Origin of the sequence: Sulfurospirillum barnesii SES-3 (assembly GCF_000265295.1) — a bacterium.
Classification (GTDB): domain Bacteria; phylum Campylobacterota; class Campylobacteria; order Campylobacterales; family Sulfurospirillaceae; genus Sulfurospirillum; species Sulfurospirillum barnesii.
Window position 1 is genome coordinate 1,605,808 of record NC_018002.1, and the last position, 22,116, is coordinate 1,627,923.

18 protein-coding genes are annotated in these 22,116 nt (G+C 39.0%); 7 read left to right on the forward strand and 11 right to left on the reverse strand.

Annotated features, from left to right (window positions below):
- Window positions 1-7: 7 nt before the first annotated feature.
- Window positions 8-2,095, reverse strand: coding sequence for a TonB-dependent receptor (locus SULBA_RS08085; RefSeq protein ID WP_014769802.1), 2,088 nt, complete (start codon window positions 2,093-2,095; stop codon window positions 8-10).
- 125 nt (window positions 2,096-2,220) lie between these two features.
- Window positions 2,221-4,263: a TonB-dependent receptor gene (locus tag SULBA_RS08090; RefSeq protein ID WP_014769803.1), complete on the reverse strand. Its 2,043-nt coding sequence runs from the start codon at window positions 4,261-4,263 to the stop codon at window positions 2,221-2,223.
- Window positions 4,264-4,373: 110 nt separating this feature from the next.
- On the opposite strand from SULBA_RS08090, the gene SULBA_RS08095 reads away from it, so the two are divergent.
- Entirely contained in the window at window positions 4,374-5,336 is a 963-nt protein-coding gene (locus SULBA_RS08095) for a helix-turn-helix domain-containing protein (protein ID WP_014769804.1), read from the forward strand.
- Between the two features lie 58 nt (window positions 5,337-5,394).
- Window positions 5,395-6,378, forward strand: a complete 984-nt coding sequence (locus SULBA_RS08100) for a helix-turn-helix transcriptional regulator (protein ID WP_014769805.1) — start codon at window positions 5,395-5,397, stop codon at window positions 6,376-6,378.
- Window positions 6,379-6,413: 35 nt separating this feature from the next.
- Here the strand turns inward: SULBA_RS08100 and SULBA_RS08105 are convergent, their stop codons facing one another.
- The 6 genes from SULBA_RS08105 to SULBA_RS08130 form a co-directional block, all read right to left on the reverse strand.
- Window positions 6,414-7,103 carry a SapC family protein gene (locus SULBA_RS08105; RefSeq protein WP_014769806.1) on the reverse strand — a complete coding sequence of 230 codons (690 nt, stop codon included), beginning with the start codon at window positions 7,101-7,103 and terminating at the stop codon, window positions 6,414-6,416.
- 124 nt (window positions 7,104-7,227) lie between these two features.
- The gene (gene acs, locus SULBA_RS08110; RefSeq protein WP_014769807.1) at window positions 7,228-9,174 is read right to left on the reverse strand and encodes an acetate--CoA ligase; all 1,947 of its coding nucleotides are present in this window, start codon (window positions 9,172-9,174) and stop codon (window positions 7,228-7,230) included.
- A gap of 110 nt (window positions 9,175-9,284) precedes the next feature.
- Window positions 9,285-10,925 (reverse strand): cation acetate symporter, encoded by a 1,641-nt coding sequence (locus SULBA_RS08115; protein WP_014769808.1) that lies wholly within the window; start codon window positions 10,923-10,925, stop codon window positions 9,285-9,287.
- The gene (locus tag SULBA_RS08120; protein WP_014769809.1) at window positions 10,922-11,236 is read right to left on the reverse strand and encodes a DUF485 domain-containing protein; all 315 of its coding nucleotides are present in this window, start codon (window positions 11,234-11,236) and stop codon (window positions 10,922-10,924) included. Before SULBA_RS08120 ends, SULBA_RS08115 begins: the two co-directional genes overlap by 4 nt.
- 160 nt (window positions 11,237-11,396) lie before the next feature.
- Window positions 11,397-12,074 carry a response regulator transcription factor gene (locus tag SULBA_RS08125; protein WP_014769810.1) on the reverse strand — a complete coding sequence of 226 codons (678 nt, stop codon included), beginning with the start codon at window positions 12,072-12,074 and terminating at the stop codon, window positions 11,397-11,399.
- Complete coding sequence (locus SULBA_RS08130) at window positions 12,055-13,548, reverse strand: sensor histidine kinase (protein ID WP_014769811.1); 1,494 nt, start codon at window positions 13,546-13,548, stop codon at window positions 12,055-12,057. The genes SULBA_RS08125 and SULBA_RS08130 overlap by 20 nt, the downstream gene beginning before the upstream one ends.
- A 112-nt stretch (window positions 13,549-13,660) precedes the next feature.
- On the opposite strand from SULBA_RS08130, the gene SULBA_RS08135 reads away from it, so the two are divergent.
- The gene (locus tag SULBA_RS08135; RefSeq protein WP_014769812.1) at window positions 13,661-14,653 is read left to right on the forward strand and encodes an agmatine deiminase family protein; all 993 of its coding nucleotides are present in this window, start codon (window positions 13,661-13,663) and stop codon (window positions 14,651-14,653) included.
- Complete coding sequence (locus tag SULBA_RS08140) at window positions 14,654-15,553, forward strand: cation diffusion facilitator family transporter (RefSeq protein ID WP_014769813.1); 900 nt, start codon at window positions 14,654-14,656, stop codon at window positions 15,551-15,553.
- Between the two features lie 7 nt (window positions 15,554-15,560).
- Here SULBA_RS08140 and feoB read toward each other — a convergent pair whose 3' ends face one another.
- Entirely contained in the window at window positions 15,561-17,657 is a 2,097-nt protein-coding gene (gene feoB / locus SULBA_RS08145; protein ID WP_014769814.1) for a ferrous iron transport protein B, read from the reverse strand.
- Window positions 17,654-17,881 (reverse strand): FeoA family protein, encoded by a 228-nt coding sequence (locus SULBA_RS08150; protein ID WP_014769815.1) that lies wholly within the window; start codon window positions 17,879-17,881, stop codon window positions 17,654-17,656. The genes feoB and SULBA_RS08150 overlap by 4 nt, the downstream gene beginning before the upstream one ends.
- A 102-nt stretch (window positions 17,882-17,983) precedes the next feature.
- Here SULBA_RS08150 and SULBA_RS08155 point away from each other — a divergent pair, with 102 nt between their 5' ends.
- Together SULBA_RS08155 and SULBA_RS08160 are read left to right on the forward strand one after the other, a co-directional pair.
- Window positions 17,984-18,856, forward strand: coding sequence for a carbon-nitrogen hydrolase (locus tag SULBA_RS08155; protein ID WP_014769816.1), 873 nt, complete (start codon window positions 17,984-17,986; stop codon window positions 18,854-18,856).
- Between the two features lie 55 nt (window positions 18,857-18,911).
- Complete coding sequence (locus tag SULBA_RS08160; RefSeq protein WP_014769817.1) at window positions 18,912-20,144, forward strand: ATP-binding protein; 1,233 nt, start codon at window positions 18,912-18,914, stop codon at window positions 20,142-20,144.
- A 7-nt stretch (window positions 20,145-20,151) separates the two neighbouring features.
- Here the strand turns inward: SULBA_RS08160 and SULBA_RS08165 are convergent, their stop codons facing one another.
- Window positions 20,152-21,354, reverse strand: a complete 1,203-nt coding sequence (locus tag SULBA_RS08165) for an IS256 family transposase (RefSeq protein ID WP_014768976.1) — start codon at window positions 21,352-21,354, stop codon at window positions 20,152-20,154.
- A 70-nt stretch (window positions 21,355-21,424) separates the two neighbouring features.
- Between SULBA_RS08165 and SULBA_RS08170 the strand changes: the two genes are divergently transcribed.
- The gene (locus SULBA_RS08170) at window positions 21,425-22,024 is read left to right on the forward strand and encodes an AAA family ATPase (protein WP_014769818.1); all 600 of its coding nucleotides are present in this window, start codon (window positions 21,425-21,427) and stop codon (window positions 22,022-22,024) included.
- Window positions 22,025-22,116: the final 92 nt, after the last annotated feature.

The window sequence follows — 22,116 nt, forward strand, 5'->3', positions numbered from 1 at the left end:
TTATCCTTTAAAAGCTATAACGAAAGCCAACACCAAAACGTCTAGGATCATTAAATCCAACCATCGCTAAGCCTGTTTTGGATTGGTAACTACTGATGTATGACTCATCGGTGATATTATTAATAAAGCTATAAACATCCCACGCTTTAAATTTATACCCCAGCTTTGCATTGGAGATAATGGCGCCATCGGAGCGAATCATCTGGCTATTGGCACCATCGTAATAGCTCGTAGAGCCAATCGCATTAAAATCCACTCTTCCATACCATCCAGCAGTCGCAACATACGCAATGCCCATATTTGCCGTGTAGCGAGGTGTATTTTCGATGCGTTCTCCATCATAAGTTCTCGTTCCCGCATCGTAATCATCGTATTTAGCCTCAATCAAACCTAGCGCACCTGAGAGCTCAATATGTTGGCTTAGAAAATATTTACCCTCTAGCTCAACACCTTGCGAATGCGCTTTTTTGGCATTATCCGTAAGCCATACAGCACCACCACCAGAAATTTTATAAATATGAATATCTTCTATGTTCATTCGAAAGACAGATGCGTTGAGCATATAATCATCGCCAACGTATTTTGCCCCCACTTCGTAATTAATGGAAGTTTGCGGATCAAAGCTGTTTTCTTCCATGCCACCACTGGTTGCAAAATAGTTAAAGCCTCCAGGCATATACCCTTTAGAAATGGAAGCGTATGTTGTTAAGGCATCATTGATTTTATAAGAGAGTGCCACTTTAGGGATAAAAGCATTCCATGTTTTTTCACCTTCAAAGGCATAATCAGGAAATGCCATACCACCCCATGTTTGGGTGGTCACTAAATCAATCTCTTTTTTAATGCGCTGATAGCGTCCGCCTAGGGTTAATTCAAACTTTTCCCAAAAAGGAATCATCACTTGCCCAAAGAGCGCTTGCGTTTGGCTATCGGTGGTAGAATCCGCATTGGCATCGTACACTGCGCCTCCTGACATGGCTTGTGCGCCATACGGTCCTTGTTCTCGTTTTTCTTTGTCAACATAGAGCCCACTCACCCATTTAAAAGCATCCGTTTGACCTGAAAATTTAAGCTCTTCTGTCCATGTTTCAATCTCTGAGTAATTAAACTGCTTTAAACCATCTGAGGTGTTGTTGGCTTGAAAGTCCGCATCAAAATCACTCTCTAAATCAAGTTTTTTATGGGTGGTAGTAGATTCAACTTTGAAAGCATCAAAATCATAAGCAAGATTAAGGCTTTGCGCTTTAACTGCTGTTCTCTCAACCGTTGGAACATCAGAGCTAATGTGTTTACCATCGTCTCTATCGACTCCAGAGAGGTTTCCCGTGGAATCGGTTGCAAAACCATTCATAAAATAATGTTTGGTGTAGGTATCACTTAGGCTTACTTTTCCAGAAAAACGCTCCGTGGGTTTCAAAAGCACAAAACCACTCATTTTACGATCACGCTTTTGATTGGCATCAGAATCCATGCCAGGATATTCATTCTCAATCCATCCATCATCGACTTTAAAAGTACCATTTATCCCTGCATAGAGTTTGTCTGCTATTAATGCACCGCTTGTATTAAAACTACTCTGCACCGTGTTGTAATTGCCATACTCAGCCCCCACATTCCCATGCCATTCATTGCTTGGTTTTTTAGTGATGATATTCACAACTGCCCCTACGGCATCTTTACCATAAAGGGTTCCTTGAGGCCCTCGTAACACCTCAATTTGCGCTACATCGGCTAGAGAAGGATCAAAATCATAACGGTCATAATAGGGCACACCATCCACATAAATCACCACAGGATTATTATTGGTAAACATCGAGGTGTTCAGTCCTCTAAAGGAAATCGTAGAACCATTGGCAGCATTATTGATATACATATTAGGCACTTCTCTCATCGCATCGGCAACATTTTTAATGCCCTTTTCCTGAAGGGTCTCTTCATCAATGACGGTAATGCTTTGGGGAACGTCTTGAATATTTTCTTCTATTTTATTAGCACTAACCGTAACACTCTCTAAGCTGTACGCTTCATTTGCCCCATACAGAAAACCGCTTGTTACGATGGAAACCATGGCAAAGGCCAAAACCTTTTTATTCACACACTCCTCCTTAAAATAATACGCATTTTAAAAAGGCAATAGTACTCCATATTAAAAACCATTATCAATACGTTTTTAACGCTAAAGGGATTTTTTTGCGCCCGAAACGGATTTTTTACCATTTTTTAAAACCGATACGCAAAGGCTACACCTACACTACGAGGCTCACCAGCTCTAGCATACCAATTGGAATTAACCACAAACGCACGAGTAATATATCCCTCATCAAAAAGGTTTTTCGCGTAGAGATACACATCAAATTTCTCTTGTTCATAACCGATTTTAACGTTTGTGACCCCATAACTTTGGGAGCGGGTATTGTCATTGTCCATATAAACTTTCCCAAAATAAGCATAATTTCCACCCACGTAATAGCCTCCCTCAAAACGGTAATTTGCTCCTACATTAAAGGTATAGCGTGGTACATTAATGACATAATTATCACTGTAATCACTCGCCCCTTTGGTGTACTCCTCATACGTCGCCTTGGTGTATCCAAAACCACTGAACAGATTCAATCCTTCCATCGGATTCATATGAAGTTCTATTTCAGCTCCCCTACTTGTTGCGGAAGAGGCATTGTCAATATACGCTACCCCATTACTTTGAGCAAGTTCGACTTGCATATCTTTCCAGTCAATATAAAAGAGTGCGGTACTTAATGAAAGTGTATCGCTGAGTTTGGATTTGATACCGAGTTCATAATTCCATGTAAATTCAGGCTCATAACTTTGACCCACGGTATCGGTGGTGTTAAAGCCACCGCTTCGAAAGCCTTTGGATACACTAAGATAAGGGCTAAACGCTTCGTATTTTTTATAGGCTAAAGAAAATTTTGGAAGCCATGCGTCAAAGGTTTCGCTGGCTGAACCGCTTTTATCCGTATAGCCAAACATAGAGAGCATGGTTCCACCTCTTTGTGTGTAGTCATCTTCTTTCTTTTCTCTATCGTAACGAAGCCCTAGTGTAGCGTGCAAACTGTTTTCAAAACGGTAGGTTGCTTCACTAAAAAGTGCTGTACCTAGTGTGTCAATTTTGCTTTTTTGCACTAGCGTTTCTAAAGGCATACCCATACCCATGTTCATAAAATTCATCGGTATACGGTAGTCATGATTTTCTTGTTCTCTAAGAAGAAAAACGCCGTTAATCCATTGCAAACGCTCATTAGGTTTTGCAATAAAACGAAGCTCCTCAGAGAGTGACTTGACCTCTTTATCGGTATAAAGCCTTGTTAAATCCACCGTCGTAAAATCAAGATCGTTATTGGCAATATACTGCTCTTTTTTAGCTGACGTAATGGAGATGATTTTGAGCGTATCGCTGTAGGTGTAATCACTCTTTACATGTAAATCATGAAGCTCTTTATTGGTATCGCCTAGATAGTCCACCTCAATGTTTTTGCGTATGGTATTGCTTGTCCAAGGAGCAAATTGCGCATAGTAAGGCGAATCACTTTTTTGGTAGTTATAAGCGATGGTCACATTTAATGCGTCATTGACGTTAGTATAAAGTTTCAAGCGTGCGTCGATGTTTTTTTCTTCACCAACGTCATTACCTTTGAGCGTATCTTTAAAATAACCATTACTATGTTCGTACCGTAACGCCGCACGTAGCACCGTCGTATCGCTTAGCGGTTGGTTTACGATCGCATGCGAACTGATCGTATTAAAACTGCCATACTCCATCCCTACTTCAGCACTTGGCACAAATGAAGGTGCTTTGGTCACGACATTCACGATGCCAGCTTCAGAATTGCGTCCATACAGTGTCCCTTGCGGACCTTTAAGCACTTCAATATGATCGATGTCTAAAAAGTTCATATCCAAAGCACTGTAATAAACATCATCCACGTAAAATCCCACCGCAGGCGTTCCAATCATTCCAGAAGTGACTCCTCGCATAGACGCAAATGTCGATGCCGTAGCAGGACCTGTCTCAACGATCAAAAAATTGGACGTCATGCTTTGCAAGCCAATCGAATCTTTAATTAAAAAATCATTCACCTGATCGGAACTCACCACACTCACACTTGAGGGCAATTCCAAAAGCGTGCTTGAACCCATCTTATCAGCACTTAAGACAATTTCATCCAACCGTCTCTCTTCTGCCAACACACCTGTATTAAGCCCTAAAGTAACGGCCATACTTAACGCTATGGTTTTACGCATTTTCTCTCCTAAGCTTTCCTAAATAAAATTTGCGTTATTCTATTTTTTTTGATAGAGAATATCAATATATTTTTTATGCTAAAACAACGCTTTTTTATGAGGAAGCAACAATGTGTAATACTTTGGACTTACCATCTTTCAATCTCTTTCATCAAACACCATCGCCTCATTCAGCCTCCTTATTAGAACCCTACGCAACAGGTTCAATTCGCCCTCTTGTTTTAGAAGAAGGATTAATGCTTTGCCATTTTGATCTTCTGCCAAAAGAGAGACTCTGCTTACACAATGAATTTGAACAACCCTTGTTGATGTTTGCAGCATTTACGCAAGGTGGTATTCATTACCAACACCATGATTTTCATCTTCAACAAACCTTTGATACAAACCGTCTCTACTCTGTGCTCTTAAACAAAGAAAATGGACAAAGTTATTATGAAAAAGAACGTCTAAGTTGTTCGTTTAACCTTATGCTCTCCCCTTCATTTTTATCTAACATGTTGGAAGAAGAAAGGCATCCTTTGTCCCATTTACTTGAAAAATTAGAACAAAAACCGTTCTTTGAGATTTTAAGTGAAATACCCATGAGCCAAAAAATGCTTACACACATCAAAATGCTAAGCCATCTTAATGCTAAAGATCCTCTAAACCTTTTTCTGCTCAAATCTAACGTCTATGAACTGCTCTATGAATGGCTTAGCCCTCTTTGCAAACACGATAAAACACCCTATACGATTCCTGAAATTGAATGCTTTTATACACATAAAGTTGCTGGTTATATTCACGAAAACCTCTTAGAGCCTCTAAGCCTTGAAGAACTGTGCCGTATCGCTAAAACCAATGCAACAAAACTCCAACGCAATTTCAAGCACCTTTTTCATCAAAGCCTTTTTAACTACATCAGTACTCACCGTTTAGAGCATGCCAAAAATTTACTTGAACAAGGAGAAATGGATATAAACGATGTTGCAAAAACTATCGGTTATGCCCATCAAAGCAACTTTACAAGCGCATTTGCAAAGTATTTTGGATATACACCCAAAAGCGTTTTAAAACAGAAAACATTTTACATGTAAAAAGAAATCCTGTGGCTATTCATCCTTTTTACCTACAACAATACTCTAAGGATTTACGATGTCTATCACCCTTACAAACCATGATTTTTTAGAAATAGCCCCCGAACTCTTTTCCACCCATTCACCTAGAAAAATAGGCAATGCTAAGGTGTTAGAGGAGTTTGGAAATATTCATTTTAGCTATTTCAATACAGGCAATGGCATCGCTTATGGCTCATTTGATGGCTATTTTAACGACGAGGTTCATCTACATTCGTGGGAGATGGAAGAGCAATCCTTCCTCTATTTTAACGCAGGAGAAACGCTTCATTTTAAATCCATCAGTGATAATCGTACCTTTGATATTCAACCTAAAAGTATGATGCAAGGGTTCATTCAAAAGGGTCTGCGTTCATTAGGATTTTATGAGAAAAACAAACACTATTCAAGCCACTCCATTGTCATTTCCCGTGAGCTTGTTGAATCCTTTTCAAAAGAAACAATGCTCGCCCATCCGCTTTCCTCAGCTCAACACATGTTTCAAATAGATGATTACGCACAGATGATGCACGCACAAAAAATCCTTTTAAATCAAATACAAAACAAACATATCTTTCAAGGAAAACTGCAAGAGCTTTTTGTAGAGTCTAAACTGCTCGAATTGGTCTATTGTACGTTTCAAAAACCCTATTTACATGTAAAAGAAAACTTCTCTTTGGATGATTATAAAGCATTACATAAAGCCAAAGAAATAGTACTCAATAATCTTATAACACCTCCCTCACTCAAAGAGTTATCTCACCTTTGCGCACTCAATGAATTTAAACTCAAGAAAGGATTTAAAGTACTCTTTGGAACAACCGTATATGGAATGCTTCATGCCCACCGCCTAGCAGAAGCAAAGAATCTTCTCGAGCATAATGACATGAGTGTACAAGAAGCAGCTTTACATGTAGGCTACAAAAGCCTCAGTCACTTTAGCAAAGCCTTTAAAGAGTGCTATGGGATTTTCCCGATTCAACTTAAAAAAGAGCGCAAATATTTTTACAATACGTCTTTATAAAAAGCGTCTACATTGACATGTAAACGCTAATAAGCCTATAATCCAAATCGCCTGATATTGCTCAGTGAAATGAGATGCGCTGTGATAAAAGGCATCGCTCCTTTTTTGCAGATGTCAAGTTTTTTCTTCTCGCTTAGGTGGTTCAGTTTTTCTTCATTGAGCGTGAAAAAGCCGTTAATCGTATGGGATTTACCCTCTTCATCCAAAACAGTAGCACTCTTTTCCACCAAAAGTCCCCATGTATATAAATCTTTAATGAACGCACTGCATGCGTGCAATTCGCTTTGAACCTGTATCAGAAAATCCAACGTGTTTTTGCTCAACTCACTGGGTGTTTTATCCTCTTTAAACAAAGCTCGTGCCTGATTGGATGCGCTCAATTCTTCCAAAGCCTCCTCTTCAATGCCTAAAGAAAAGCCCTCTTTAGCTTCATTTTTAACCAAACTAAACGGATAACGTCTTAAAAAAGCAGGCAAGTATTTTCCTTTTTTAAAGCGACGATTTTCATCCAAATAGACGTTTTTATCGTTAAATCCCAGTAAAGCGATGGCAAGCCAATCCCCCTCTTGATTTTTGGTAAATAAAATCGGATAGTCCTTGCACGCCTCGTAAAACTCGCCAATGCCCAAGGGCACGCTAATCATTGTCTCTAAATTGGGGTAACGCATTGCGTCATTGACGGCTTTTTTTTGATCGTGCGGTTGGTTGATAATATGCAATGCCATGGGTTATGTTCCTCTAAATAATTGAAGTCTGTGTGATTATCATACCATTTTTGGGAGACGTTTTGACTGGAAAAAGAGAAAAAAAAAGGAGCAGTCACATTTTACATGTAACCGCTTTGAGGCATTAAAATTGAACGAGGTTTTGGATTTTCTCCACAATACTTGGATCTTCTAAGGTTGAAATATCCTGCGTAATAGGCTCTTTTTTGGCGATAGAGCGCAAAATACGACGCATGATTTTTCCACTTCTGGTTTTTGGAAGTCCTGGAACGAAACGAATCGCATCCAGTTTTGCGATATTTCCAATTTCTTTTACGATGAGCTTGTTAAGCTCTTGAATCATATAGACCTCTTCGCTAATGCTATCGGTACCCTTAATGACAATGTACGCAAAAATACCCTCACCTTTAATCGGATCAGGACGTCCAACAACGGCAACCTCAGCGACGTTTTCATGGTGACCCAGTACCGCTTCAATCTCAGCTGTGCCAATTCTATGCCCTGAGACGTTGATAACATCATCGGTTCGACCTGTAATGACAATGTAGCCATCATCATCATACATCGCACCATCGCCTGAGAAATAGACAGGTTTGCCATCTTTCTTGCAATCTCCAAAATAGGACTTCACAAAACGCTCAGGATCGCCCCAAATCGTACGAATCATAGAAGGCCAAGGCTTTGTGATACACAAAAATCCTTTTTCACCCCTAGGCGTTGGGTTACCATATTCATCAATAATTTCTGCTTTAATTCCAGGAAGTGGAAATGTCGCAGAACCAGGTTTAATCGGAGTAGCCCCTGGAAGTGGCGTAATCATATGCCCACCCGTCTCCGTTTGCCACCATGTATCCACAATCGGGCATTTTCCTCCACCAATTTGCTCATAGTACCACATCCACGCATCAGGATTAATTGGCTCTCCCACCGTTCCTAACACTTTCAGTGAGCTTAAATCATACTTGCTTGGCGCATCCGCTCCTTCTTTATGCAGCAAGCGAATCGCTGTTGGTGCGGTGTAAAACTGATTGACACGGTGCTCTTCGATCATACTCCACCATCTGCCTACATCAGGAAAGGTTGGAACGCCCTCATACATAATGGTCGTTGCACCCATCGCCAAAGGTCCATAAACAATGTACGTATGCCCTGTGATCCAACCCACATCTGCCGTACACCAGAACGTATCGTTTTCTTTTACATCAAAAACGTGTTCCATTGTGTATTGCGCCCAAAGAATGTAGCCCGCACTGGAGTGTTGAACCCCTTTTGGCTTGCCCGTACTTCCTGAGGTGTAAAGTAAAAAAAGTGGGTCTTCAGCGTCCATCCACTCAGGTTCACAGTACTGAGACTCTTGCATAATAATTTCGTTGTAAACATAGTCTCGACCACGAACGTACTCAATGTCTTCAAAGTTACGCTGAACAATTAACACTTTTTCACAACACTCACACCCCTCTTTTAAAGCCTCATCGACCATTGGTTTTAACATATAAGGTTTGCCACGACGAAAGGCTCCATCGGCAGTAATAACCAATTTTGCTTGTGCATCTTGAACACGATCACGCAATGCCTCTGCAGAAAATCCACCAAAAACCACTGAGTGAATCGCACCAATTTTGGCACACGCCAACATCGCAAACGCCGCTTCAGGAATCATTGGCATATAAAGCACAACACGATCCCCTTTTTGAATACCAAATTTATTGCGCATCAAGTTTGCCAAACGATTGACACGGTAAAAAAGTTGCAAGTAGGTAATAATACGGCGTTGCCCATCTTCACCCTCCCAAATAATGGCAGCTTTGTTTTTACGTGAATTGAGATGTCGCCCCAAACATTGATGGGTCACATTGATTTTTCCACCCTCGAACCACTTGTAAAACGGAGCATTGTCATCATTTAAAACCCTATCATACGGTTTAAACCACTCTAGTTTTTCACGTGCAAGTTTGTCCCAGTAGCCCTCAAAATCTTCATCTGCTTGAATACAAAGCTCTTTATATTCACACATATTTTTAATTCTAGCTTCCCTACTGAGGGCTCTGTTTGGTTCGAAAAGTTGTGACATTTTTTCTATCCTTTTAATAAAATTAGACTTTTAACCCAACACGACTACTATCAATTGTGTTGGGACAAAAGTTTCACAGGCTAAAAAAGCCTGTGAACATTCCTTAAAACTTAGTGGCCAGAGGCTCCCTCTGCACCAATACCTGTTTGTGAGCGAATAAACTGATGCTCATACGCTGCATGTTCTCTTTTAGCATCCTCACTCTTATCCATTAAAGAAAACAACCAGATACCTAAAAACGCTATTGTGACAGAGAAAATCGCTGGGTTTCCGTAAGGATAGATAGCTGTTTTATAGCCTAAAATATCCACCCAAACCGCTTTACTTAAAATAACCAAAACCACGGCGGTCAAAAGTCCTAAACCTCCACCCCATACAGCACCTTTGGTTGTCAATTTACCCCAGAACATTGAGAGAAAAAGAATAGGAAAGTTTGCACTTGCTGCAATGGCAAACGCCAAACCAACCATGAACGCAATGTTCTGCTTTTCAAACGCAATGCCTAAAATAATCGCCAAAATCCCTAAGGCAATGGTCGAGTATTTAGAGACTTTCATCTCTGTCATCTCATCCGCACGCCCTCTTGCAAAAACATTGGCGTACAAATCATGGCTAACCGCACTTGCCCCTGCCAATGTAAGTCCAGAGACAACCGCTAATATCGTTGCAAAAGCCACGGCTGAGATAAATCCTAAGAAAATGTTACCGCCAATAGCATGGGCTGTATGAATCGCCGCCATGTTACCACCACCGATGATGCCGCCTTTTATCGTATCAAGGTACTCTGGATTGCCCGTTAAAAGGATAACCGCACCAAAACCAATGATAAAGGTCAAGATATAAAAATACCCAATAAACCCTGTCGCAAAGAAGACAGATTTCCGTGCTTCTTTGGCATCACTGACCGTAAAGAAACGCATCAAGATATGCGGAAGCCCTGCGGTTCCAAACATCAACGCAATACCCAAACTAATGGCAGAGATAGGATCACTTACCAAGCCCCCTGGCGCCATGATAGCATTTGTTTTTTTAAGCTCAACCGCTTTAGCAAACAAACTCTCAAAGCTAAAACCCACTTTGTACATAATCATGATTGCCATAAACGTAGCCCCTGAGAGCAATAATACAGCCTTAATAATTTGTACCCATGTGGTTGCAAGCATGCCACCAAATGTTACATAAAGTATCATCAAAATGCCCACCATAATAACCGCATACTCATAATCCATACCAAACAAGATTTGAATTAACTGTCCAGCACCCACCATCTGTGCAATCAAGTACAGTGCAACCGTAGCCAATGACCCCGATGCCGCAAGCGTACGAATCGGCGTTTGCTTTAATCGATACGATGCAACGTCTGAAAAAGTATATTTTCCTAAGTTTCTAAGCTGTTCAGCGACTAGGAAAAGGATGATAGGCCAACCGACCAAAAAGCCAATCGAATAAATCAAGCCATCAAAACCTTTCATATAAACAAGCCCTGAAATTCCCAAAAATGATGCCGCTGACATATAATCACCCGCAATGGCTAAGCCGTTTTGAAAGCCTGTAATGCCACCACCTGCAGTATAAAAATCTTTAGCCGTTTTGGTTCTTCGTGCTGCCCAGTAGGTAATGCCCAGTGTGGCAAGAACAAAAATTAAAAACATGGCAATGGCTGCAATATTCAAATCACGTCTACCGCTAAATTGAGCGTCTGCTGCAAAAAGAGCACTTGAAAGTGCCAAAAAAACGAAACCCCATTTCATTGTGCACTCCTTAAATCTTCCTTGATTTGAGCCGTCAAATCATCAAATTCGCCATTGGCTCTTTGCGTATAAATACCCGTTAAAATAAACGCAATTAGAATCACCCCAATACCCACAGGAATACCAAGGGTTGTAACACCTTCTCCAATACGTATCGCAAAGAGATTGGGAGAAAAAGCAATTACAAGAATGAATGCATAGTAAACCACTAGCATCACAATGGCAAGTTTCCAAGCAAAACGACTTCGCTTTTGCACCAGTTCTGCATATTTTGGGTTAGTCTTGACTTTGTCGTAGATATTTTGACTCATAAATGCTCCTTCATAAATTTGAACCGACCTCACAAAATGTAAGGTCGATCTTTAATGTCACAAGGGCATTCTAAAAGAGCAACGTAGCATTATCGTAGCATTTAAAAGAAGTGTGTAATTTTGTAAAAAATTATCTCTACAATGAGTATATTTGTAACAATTATCCTTTTTTCTCTGGATAATAGCGGTCAATTTTATAACCAACGCCTTTGAGGTTAATAATAAAATCTTCTTTTAAAAATTTACGAAAACGGCTAATTTCTGCCCTAATGGTGGCGTTATCCACAGGTTCTTCGTTCCAAACGTAACTTCTAAACTTTTCAAAGTCTACTACGATACCAATATTCTCACACAACAATGTTACGATTTGTAGCTGTTTTTTTGTCAGAACCTGCACGTTATTATTGTAAAAAAGCATCTGCTCTTCTTTGGAAAAAACATATTTTGGGCTTAAAATGACATGGTGTAAATGCTTTATTTCATACGCTTTTTTAATCCTATCAATGCGAAGTCCCAACTCTTTGAGATGAAAAGGTTTTTTAAGATAATCAGAAGCCCCCAATTCAAAGGCATGGCTTATATCATCAATATCCACATTGGCGCTAATAAAAATTGTAGGATACGCTTGTTCAATGCTATTAAGCTCTTTTAACAGCGCTAATCCACTCATTTTAGGAATATTAATATCTAACACCAACAAATCAAAAACATCCTTACAAATAGCACTATACGCCTCTTCCCCATTTCCAAAAGCAATCACCTTGTGCCCCAATGCTTCTAAATACTCTTCAATGGAGCTTCGAAGCATTGACTCATCTTCAAGCAGTAAAATCTTCATCCCTCTCCTTTTTAAAACGGTAGGTAAAACATGTTTTTTCTTCATGCGACACCACATCAATATCCACACCGTTTGCATCGCATATCTCTTTTACGATATTCAACCCTAGCCCAAAACCGCCTCGTGCTACATCTTCTCTGTAGTAGCGATTGAAAAGTTTCTCAGGTGCACGAATGGTTTCACCAGAGTTTTCAACTGTAAAAACAATGGCTTGCTTCTCTTCATAAAGCCTTACATGTAACGCATGATTTTCATAACTGTACTTAATCGCATTGGAGATATTGTTGTCGCAAATGCGTTGCAACTCAATCTCATTAAAAACAAGAAACACATCAGGCGCTATATGGGTCTTCATTTCCAATTTATTGCCCTCTGCCACATCTTCAAAATAGGCAACCCTTTGCAGCAAAAATGTTGAAAAATCGACCATTTTTTTCTCATAAATCACCCTGTCTTTTTTAACAATATACTCCAAATCGCCATAAATATTATCCAACACTTTCACGGCAGCTTCAATTTTAAGCAAATAGCGATTTTTTTCATATTTGAGATTGTACAAATCAATATTCATCAAAATAATCGATAAAGGTGTGTTAATTTCATGAATGGCATTTTTAATAAAACGGTCTTGTTTTTCTAAGAGTTCTTTGGTGTACTCAACCGATTGTTTGAGTTCGTGTGTTTTTTGCACCACAATCTCTTCAAGCGAACTATTAAGCCCAAGCAAAGCACTGTTTTTACTCTTAATCTGCTCAATCATGGCATTGGCCTGACTCACAATTTCTTGAAACTCTTGAAATTTAATTTTCTCTGTATCAATAAACTCATAATTTTGCGAAGCTTTTTTAAACGAAGCAATGATAAAGCGAATTTCTCGTCCCATCAATTCACTCACATAGCGGTATTCAATGGTGCTAACCAAATACAAAAAGAGTGTGAGCATATAAATTTTAAGGACAAAATCAATGACTTTATCCTCGTAGGCTTTTTGATTGTGTGCTAAAACTTCCTCCACACCTTGCATCTTTACACCGCTACCCAAACGCCATTGCAAGGGTTCAAACACCATACTTTCGACACTATCATCCAAAAATGTTGCATTGGCATACGCAGGCGTGACATACACAAAGGCTTGATTCGTTTTTTGGATAAACACATAGTGATGCGCACTTTCTTGACGCATCAGTGCACGTATGTCTTCGCCTATTTTTTGCTCAATAACGCTCTCGTCTTCCTCTTTACTCTGCTCAAAACGGTAGCGTACGATGTCACTTAGAAAGTGTAAATTCTTTAAAGCACTCTTTTTTTGTTCCTCTTTATAGCGCTCCCTTAGGGTTTCATTTTCCGCTTTAAAAGAAAGATACTCATTTAAGATAATCACGCCTGTTGCCACGAAAGCAAAGAGCAGTGCAAACACCAGCGCCATGAGATTTATCTGTTTAATGCTTTTATTGTTTTTATCTCGTAGTAACACTCGCATCCTTTACATGTAACGCCTTTATGAAAACTATTTTACCTTTTTTCACTCAAAAAACGATGCCACATTTTGGTATAATTGAAACCTTATCTCACACAAAGGAAGTCCAATGAAACGAAGAATACCTGCTGAATGGGAAGAACAAGAGGCGCTTATTGTTGTGTTTCCTCCAAAACAGAGCGATTGGTCACACTCCCTTGAAGAGATTCACCACTCTTATAGAGAATTTATTAGCAAAATTGCACGCTTCCAAAAATGCCTTGTGATTTGTGAGGATAAAACCGCTTTGGCAAATCTCCTTCCAAATCTGCAAAACATTGAGCTCATTCAGATGCAAACCAACGATACATGGATTCGTGATTTTGGGGGCATTAATATCTACAAAAACCACAAACGCAAAACCTACGATTTTATCTTTAACGCATGGGGCAATAAATTTGAAGCCAACCTAGACAATTCAATTACCCAACAACTCTTTAAAGAGGGACACTTAAAAGGCAAACTCAAAAGCTTAGACTTTGTCTTAGAGGGAGGCAGCATTGATAGCAACGGTCATGGCGTGATGCTCTCAACGGCGTATTGTCTTTTTGAAGAAAACCGTAACCCTGAGCTTTCAAAAAAGAAAATCAAAAAAACCCTCATGCGACTCTTTGGCTTAAAAAAGCTTATTGTTTTAAAACATGGCGCACTGATGGGCGATGATACGGACTCGCACATCGACACGCTAGCACGTTTTATCAACAAAAAGACCATTGCCTACGTGAAGTGCTACGACAAAGAGGACGAACACTACGAAGAGCTAAAAAAAATGGAAAAAGAGCTTCAAAAAACAGGCTACGATTTGCTGCCACTTCCCCTGCCCTCCGCCAAATATTTTAACAACCATCGCATTCCTGCAACCTACATGAACTTTGTGCTCATCAACAATGCCGTTCTTGTACCCATCTATTCTGATCCGTACGATGAAGAGGTGCTTGAAATCTTTAGAGCCTCTTTTCCTGAGCGTGAAATTGTTGGTATTGAATCTTCTGTGTTTATTCGAGAACACGGCAGTTTGCATTGTGCGTCTATGAACATCTACACACCCCGAGATGATGCCTAAATGACCTTACAAAAAAAAGCGACCCTGATTTCCAGTGCAACAGCAACCCTTCTGATTATTATTAAGCTTTTTGTAGGACTTTTAAGCGGTTCTGTGGCGGTTTTAGCCTCCGCCATTGACTCTGTTTTAGATTTAATTGTCTCTGCGTTTAACTATTTTGCGATTGCAAAAGCGGAACAACCTGCCAATCAAACTTTTAATTACGGTAAAGGCAAAATCGAAGCCTTAGCTGCGGTGATTGAGGGAACGATTATTTGTATGTCGGGTCTGTTTATCTTGTATACCGCTACGAAAAAGCTACTCTACCCTGAACCACTTTTACATGTAAGCAGTTCTATTATTGTGATGCTCATCTCCTTTGTGCTCACCCTCGCGCTGGTGGCGTTTTTAAATTACGTGGCGCACAAAACACGCAGCATGGTCGTCAAATCCGATGCGCTTCATTACAAAACCGATGTGCTCAGCAATGGGGCTATTTTACTCTCATTACTGGCAATTCATGCCACGGGATTTGAGATGATTGATGCCATTATGGGAATAATTATTTCGCTTTATATTATGCATTCAGCTTACGAACTGATGAAAGATGGGGTCTATATTTTGCTTGATGCCTCATTGGAAAAAGAGCTTGTGCAGAAGATTCAAACCATTATTTTAGATGAAAAAGAGATTAGCGATTTTCATGACTTAAAAACACGCACATCCGCTAATACCCATTTTGTGGATGTGCATTTAGTCTTTAGTCCTGGTATTTCTCTGCTTCGTGCCCACTACGCTGGGGATAAAATCGAAGAAAACATCAAAGCACTGGTTCCTGAAGCAGAGTGGGTTATCAACGCACACCTCGACCCATACGATGATTCGGAGATGAACTCCCTTTTACATGTAAAAAAAGAGTAAATTCTTTTTACATGTAAAGCGCTATACGATACCCAATAAACGAAACAATCCATGCAACCAATGTGGTAAAAACGAACAAATATCCTAGATATTTATAGCTTCCACTCTCTTTTGCAAAGACAATACTGGCTGCCAAACAGGGCAGATAAAACATCACAAAAAGAATAAATGAAACCGCCGAAGCAAAAGGTATTTCACGCTGAATCACCTCAAGTAATCCCTCATTGCCCTCATCCACATCAGAGCCTAGCGCATACAAAACACCCAGTGTCGAAACCACCACCTCTTTTGCCGCCAAACCAGACTCCAACGCTACGGTCATTCTCCAATCAAAACCAATCGGCTCAAACAACCAATCGGTTGACTTTCCAATAAGCGCTAAATAACTCTTCTCCAAAAGCACTTGCGCTTTTTCATTTTCTAAGCGTTGCGTTTCATCACTCCCTTGCGCTAACTCAATTTTTTGCGCATACGAAGCTTCAATCTCAGGGTACTTAGGATAATTACTCGCAAACCAAATAAGCATGGAAGCAGCTAAAATAAATGTTCCCGCCTTTTTAAGATACAAAATTGCCTTAATTGCCACCGTATGCCAAATGAGTTTTAAAGAAGGCAAGCGGTATTTTGGCATTTCCATCACAAAAGGCTCATCCGCCCCTTTAAAAACAAACCGTTTCAAAAACTTAGCCGCAATAAGCCCAATCAGCGCCCCTGCAATGTAAATGAGAAAAAGCACATTGCCCGCTTGCTCTTTTGGAAAAAATGCCCCCACAAATAAAACATACACAGGAAGCTTCGCCCCACAACTCATAAATCCGATGATAAAAAGTGTAATAAGTCTGTCTTTATCGTTTTTAAGTGTTCGGGCACTCATATACGCAGGAACCGAACAGCCAAAGCCTGTTACAAGCGGAATAAAACTCTTACCATGCAAGCCAAAACGGTGAAAAAAGCCATCGAGCAAAAATGCAACCCGTGCCATATAGCCTGTGGTTTCCAAAAGCGCAATACCTAAAAATAAAATGACAATGTTCGGCAAAAACATCACCACCGCTCCCACACCAGAAAGTGCGCCATCTGCCAACAATGAGCCTAAGGTACCCTCCCCAAAAATGGTTTTCACATACGCACCCAATGCCACAAAAAAAGTATCAATCCACGCCATAGGAACAGAACCCAACTCAAAGGTAAGCTGAAAAAGCCCCCACATTAAACCAATAAAAATAGGAATGCCAAAAATTTTATGAATTAACAATGCATCAATTTTTTCCGTTGCACTGGCTTTGAGACAGCGCTTACATGTAAGCGTCTCAAGCACCGCACCTTTCGCAAATGCCGCACGCTCTTGTGCAAAGATGTCACTTACGTCTGTGCTCTCATGGTGCAAATACAAATGCTCCCACGCCTCTTTCACCAAAGGACTCAATTCCACCCACACAGGCGCATCACGCAGTTGCTGATAGATTTTGGGTTCTTGTTCTAAAAGTTTTAAAGCAACATCACGGTACGGTAAAACACTTTTATAATGCTTCTGCTCCAAAAAAGAGACAATGTGCTCAAGCTCTTCTTCGACCGCATCGCTGTAAATCAGTTTTGATTTTTCATGAGGGAAATTAAAAACATCTATGGCACGATTTAAAAGCTTACCAATGCCCTGTTTGCTGAGTGCAGAAACCTTAACACACGGAACTCCCAAAATGGCACTCAATTGCTCATGATCAATGCACATACCCTCTTTTTGCGCTTCATCCATCATATTAAGTGCTACAATCATCTTTTTATCAAGCTCTAAAAGTTGTGTGGTTAAAAACAAATTGCGCTCCAAATTGGTCGCATCTACCACATTGATAATGACATCATAGTGCTCATTTTCCAAAAATTCTTTGCTAACACGCTCATCTTGCGTGTAGTCATTGAGCGAATACGTCCCAGGCAAATCCACGATTTTAATGCTGTACCCATGTGCCACAAATGAGACCTCAGCCTTTTCAACCGTCACCCCTGAAAAATTACCAACCTTAAGCCTTGCATCGGCAATGGCGTTAATGAGCATACTCTTACCCACATTGGGTTGCCCCACTAAAGCAATCACAAATTCTTTCATGAACACACCACATGAATCATATTTGCCTCTTCCTCACGCAGGGCTAAAAGGGTACTGCCTACTTCAATTTCAAGCGTACTTTTTCCCATACTGCTGGCTTTCATTTTAACAGCACTCCCTTTGCGAAGCCCCAAAGAAAAAAGACGTTGTTTGAGTTCGCCTTGTGCGTCTATTTTACTTACAATGCCTTGTTCACCTGTATTCATCTGTGAAAGCGTTATCATAAAGACACCTTAATTGATAATTATCATCAAGATAATAGATTAATTTGTGTTAAAAGCATATTAATGTAGAATAAAACCACTTTTTACACAAGGTCAATCCCAATGAAAACAGCCCTTATTCAACACGCTATTCAAGGCTCTGCCAAAGAAACCATCGCCAAAACCGTTTCACTCATCAAAGAAGCCGCCACCAAAGGTGCGCAACTTGTGGTACTGCAAGAACTCCACCAAGACCGCTACTTTTGCATCAACGAAGATGTGGCGTGTTTTGACCTCGCAAACAACTGGGAGAGGGACATCGCTTTTTGGTCAGGCATCGCCAAAGAAAACACCGTCGTCTTAGTCACCTCCCTCTTTGAAAAACGCTCCGCAGGTCTGTACCACAACACCGCCGTTGTCTTTGAAAAAGATGGCTCAGTCGCTGGCAAATACCGCAAAATGCACATCCCCGATGACCCAGGATTTTACGAGAAATTCTACTTCACCCCAGGCGACATGGGCTACAATCCCATCCAAACCAGTGTCGGAAAATTAGGCGTTTTAGTCTGTTGGGATCAGTGGTACCCAGAAGCCGCACGTTTAATGGCGTTAAAAGGGGCTGAAATGCTCATCTACCCCACCGCCATCGGTTGGTTCGACGAAGACACCGAAGATGAACAACGCAGACAATGTGACGCATGGGAGACGATCCAAAGAGGTCACGCCATCGCAAATGGCTTGCCTGTCATTAGCGTCAACCGCATCGGCAAAGAAGAAGACAATCACAACGTACTAGATGGCATCCGCTTTTGGGGCAACTCCTTTGTAGCAGGACCACAAGGCGAGATCATCGTTAGAGCCAGCCACGACCAAGAAGAAGTCATCATCGTCGACGTAGACCTACAAAGAGGCGAACACGTAAGGCGCATCTGGCCATTTTTACGTGATAGACGCATCGAAACGTATGGGGATTTGACGAAACGATTTATCGACTGAAATCTTTTTACATGTAAAGGCTCAAAGCTTTACATGTAAAACCTTTGGAGTGAACATGGAACTGGTTTATTTGTGGGTTGAGAAGTATAAAAATATTGAAAATCAAGGGTTTAATTTTTCTCCTAGGTTTACATGTAAATATGATAAAGATAAAAATGAACTCACGATTGAAGAAAAAAAAGACTACGTTTCCATCTTTCCTGACAATATCAATGTTACTGCGATTGTTGGGGAAAATGGGAGTGGAAAGAGTAGTGTTTTAGAAGCTTTGTATTTAATGCCTAATACGAGTAATAAAATATTTTATGTATATCCTCTAGATAGTAAATCTTTTTATTACAATACTAATTTTGATTTTTCCATAAAATCAAAAAATACTACATTAATAAAAAATGATATAAAAACCTCTTATTTAGGACTTTCTTTTATTCCCCATTTACAAAGTACAATACTAAGTAGAAAGAAAAAAGAAGATAGAGTTAGTTATACAGAAAACTATAAAATGGAATTTTTATACAAGTTTATCGATGTATTTAAGAAAGACAATCAAGTTTTAAAAAAAGTAGATGATAAATTTGTTTTTGATAAATTAAAAATAATAATATATAGAAATAATTTAGTTTCTAAGAATGAATTGAATATTCAAAGAGGTTTAGGGTCGTTAAATAGTAATTTACCTCATGAAGAATATGAAAAATTTCTAAAAAGTATATATTCAAATATTGTAAAATTAATTCAAGATAATATAAAAACCTCAAAAGAAAATGGATTAATCGGAAAACTAGAATTAGCACAGATGAAAAATTCTAGTGGTGATTTAATCAAAGATATAAAAATTAGTTTTTTGATTGAGTATATGAATAATTTATCATCTTTATTTTCAAATATAGAAAATATAAATTATGCTAAATTTAATTTAATAAAGAATATTTTTGATGACTTGTCATTTGAAAATATGTTTGAAAAAATAAAAGCATTTGAAGAAAAAATCAATGCACATAAGATACATTTAGAAGATGCTCAAAATGGTATAAAGCTAGTTGAAGAGTGGATTCAATTTTGTGAAGAAAACAAGAATTTATTTACTAAACAAAATAACAACTTTTGTTTAACATTAAACTTAGATGCTGTTTTAGTCAAAAAAGCTTTTGATTTTAAAAATTTATTTACTATTAATAGTGAATTTAACACTTTTACTCTATTAGAGATTGAATTATTAAGTTATGAAAATCAAATAGATTTTTTTGGGAGTGTTCAAAAATCTGTGTCAGCACCAAGTAGTTCCTAAAATTGTATCATAAATTTAAAGCCTTGTTGAGTCTACCCTCGAAATAAATTGAGAGTTGTGAGAGGGTTAGACTCCAATTTCGTATAGGCATTGTCCATTTTTTTTCTGCATTTTTAATACCCATAAAAAGAAGTTTGAGTAAGCTATCATCATTTGGAAAAGCCCCTTTAGTCTTTGTCAATGTTCTAAACTGGCGATGAACGGATTCAATAATATTGGTGGTATAAATAACACGTCTAATATCTTCAGGGTACTGAAAATACAGTGAGAGGTTATCCCATTTGTTGCGCCATGATTGAAAAACAATAGGGTATTTTTTACCCCATTTTTCTTCCAGTTTATCCAGTTCATTTTCAGCTTCTTCTTTGGAAAATGCTTGATAGACTGCTTTAAGTTCACTAGCAAATTGCTTTTGATTGATTGAGCCTATAAACCTGAGGGAATTGCGTATTTGATGGACGATACACAGCTGAACTTCTGTATTGGGAAATACTGAGTTAATCGCTTCAGGAAATCCTTTAAGTCCATCGACTGAGGCAATCAATATATCTTTCACTCCACGGTTTTGCAGATCTGTGAGCACTTGTAACCAGAACTTTGCTCCTTCACTTTCACCTAAATAAAGACCTAATATCTCTTTTTTACCATCGGTTTTAACACCAAGCACGGTATAAAATGCTTTGGAAATATATTTGCCTTCATCTTTCACTTTATAGTGAATGGCATCTAAGAATATAAAGGGATACAGCTCTTCCAAGGGGCGAACGCGCCACTCTTGTAACATGGGTAGGATTTTATCGGTTACGGCGCTTATGGTGGCTTTAGAGAAGCCTACACCGTATATTTCTTCAATAAGGTCAACTATTTGGCTATAACTGTTGCCAAGGGCATAGAGTGAGAGTATCTTTTGCTCTATTTGATCCGACATATGGGTTTGATTTTTCTTCACGATTTGAGGCTCGAATCTACCAGTTCGATCTCTTGGAACATCGAGTTCGAAGTTACCTACTTCACTCTTCATTGTTTTAGAGCTAAATCCATTTTTACGATTCTTTTGCAAATCTTGGGTAAGGTGCGATTCTATCTCTGCTTGAAGTGCTGCTTCTGTTAGTTGTTTAATAAGAGGAGCCAGTGCTCCATCTTTCCCTCCAAGGGCTTTGCCCTCACGTATGTGCTGTAATATTGCCTCTGTGTCTATCTGAAATTCCATCGTTCAATCCTTGTGTATTTGAAATACTACCTGATTGACACAGAATTTCTAACGCTCCCATTTTTTTGGTTTGTCTAGTGGTGAACAAAAAAGATTAGCTTTGTACATCGAAATTATTGATTCATATTTTTTTAGTGAAAGTAAAATTTTGTTATTAGACGAACCAGATACTTTTCTTCATCCTCAATGGAATAAAATTTTTATTAATGATTTATTGAAATCTTTACCTGTAAGTAGTGTAAATAAACATTTAGTTATAACTTCTCATTCTCCATTTATCCTTTCAGATTTACCAAAAGGAAATGTTGTTTTTTTACAAAAAGATAATAATGGAAATTGTAAAAATGTAACTGAAGAAACAAACATCGAAACCTTTGGAGCCAATATCCATACACTACTCTCGCATGGCTTTTTTATGAAAGATGGGCTTATGGGCGAGTTTGCGAAAGAGAAAATCAATAAAGCCATCAAATATCTCAATCAAAAAGAACTTACAAAAGAAGAGATAGATTACTGTGAAAACATCATCTCGATTATCGGTGAACCAATCTTAAAACGACAACTTCAAAAGATACTAGACAGTAAACGCTTGGCAAAAATCGACAAAATTGATTCTATACAAAAGCAAATCAAGGTACTTGAAGAAGAATTAAAAAAAGTGAAAAAATGACAAAAATCGACATTACCTATACAATAAAAAATGAATATATTAAGGCACTCAAAGAAACTTTATTAACACCGAAGAAGAAAATTTTTTCAGCT

What these genes read in the sequence shown, in the direction of transcription:
- SULBA_RS08090 (WP_014769803.1), bottom strand. Translation starts at nt 4,263, where the DNA reads ATGCGTAAAACCATAGCGTTAAGTATGGCCGTTACTTTAGGGCTTAAT.
- SULBA_RS08095 (WP_014769804.1), top strand. Translation starts at nt 4,374, where the DNA reads ATGTGTAATACTTTGGACTTACCATCTTTCAATCTCTTTCATCAAACA.
- SULBA_RS08100 (WP_014769805.1), top strand. Translation starts at nt 5,395, where the DNA reads ATGTCTATCACCCTTACAAACCATGATTTTTTAGAAATAGCCCCCGAA.
- SULBA_RS08105 (WP_014769806.1), bottom strand. Translation starts at nt 7,103, where the DNA reads ATGGCATTGCATATTATCAACCAACCGCACGATCAAAAAAAAGCCGTC.
- acs (WP_014769807.1), bottom strand. Translation starts at nt 9,174, where the DNA reads ATGTCACAACTTTTCGAACCAAACAGAGCCCTCAGTAGGGAAGCTAGA.
- SULBA_RS08115 (WP_014769808.1), bottom strand. Translation starts at nt 10,925, where the DNA reads ATGAAATGGGGTTTCGTTTTTTTGGCACTTTCAAGTGCTCTTTTTGCA.
- SULBA_RS08120 (WP_014769809.1), bottom strand. Translation starts at nt 11,236, where the DNA reads ATGAGTCAAAATATCTACGACAAAGTCAAGACTAACCCAAAATATGCA.
- SULBA_RS08125 (WP_014769810.1), bottom strand. Translation starts at nt 12,074, where the DNA reads ATGAAGATTTTACTGCTTGAAGATGAGTCAATGCTTCGAAGCTCCATT.
- SULBA_RS08135 (WP_014769812.1), top strand. Translation starts at nt 13,661, where the DNA reads ATGAAACGAAGAATACCTGCTGAATGGGAAGAACAAGAGGCGCTTATT.
- SULBA_RS08140 (WP_014769813.1), top strand. Translation starts at nt 14,654, where the DNA reads ATGACCTTACAAAAAAAAGCGACCCTGATTTCCAGTGCAACAGCAACC.
- feoB (WP_014769814.1), bottom strand. Translation starts at nt 17,657, where the DNA reads ATGAAAGAATTTGTGATTGCTTTAGTGGGGCAACCCAATGTGGGTAAG.
- SULBA_RS08150 (WP_014769815.1), bottom strand. Translation starts at nt 17,881, where the DNA reads ATGATAACGCTTTCACAGATGAATACAGGTGAACAAGGCATTGTAAGT.
- SULBA_RS08155 (WP_014769816.1), top strand. Translation starts at nt 17,984, where the DNA reads ATGAAAACAGCCCTTATTCAACACGCTATTCAAGGCTCTGCCAAAGAA.
- SULBA_RS08160 (WP_014769817.1), top strand. Translation starts at nt 18,912, where the DNA reads ATGGAACTGGTTTATTTGTGGGTTGAGAAGTATAAAAATATTGAAAAT.
- SULBA_RS08165 (WP_014768976.1), bottom strand. Translation starts at nt 21,354, where the DNA reads ATGGAATTTCAGATAGACACAGAGGCAATATTACAGCACATACGTGAG.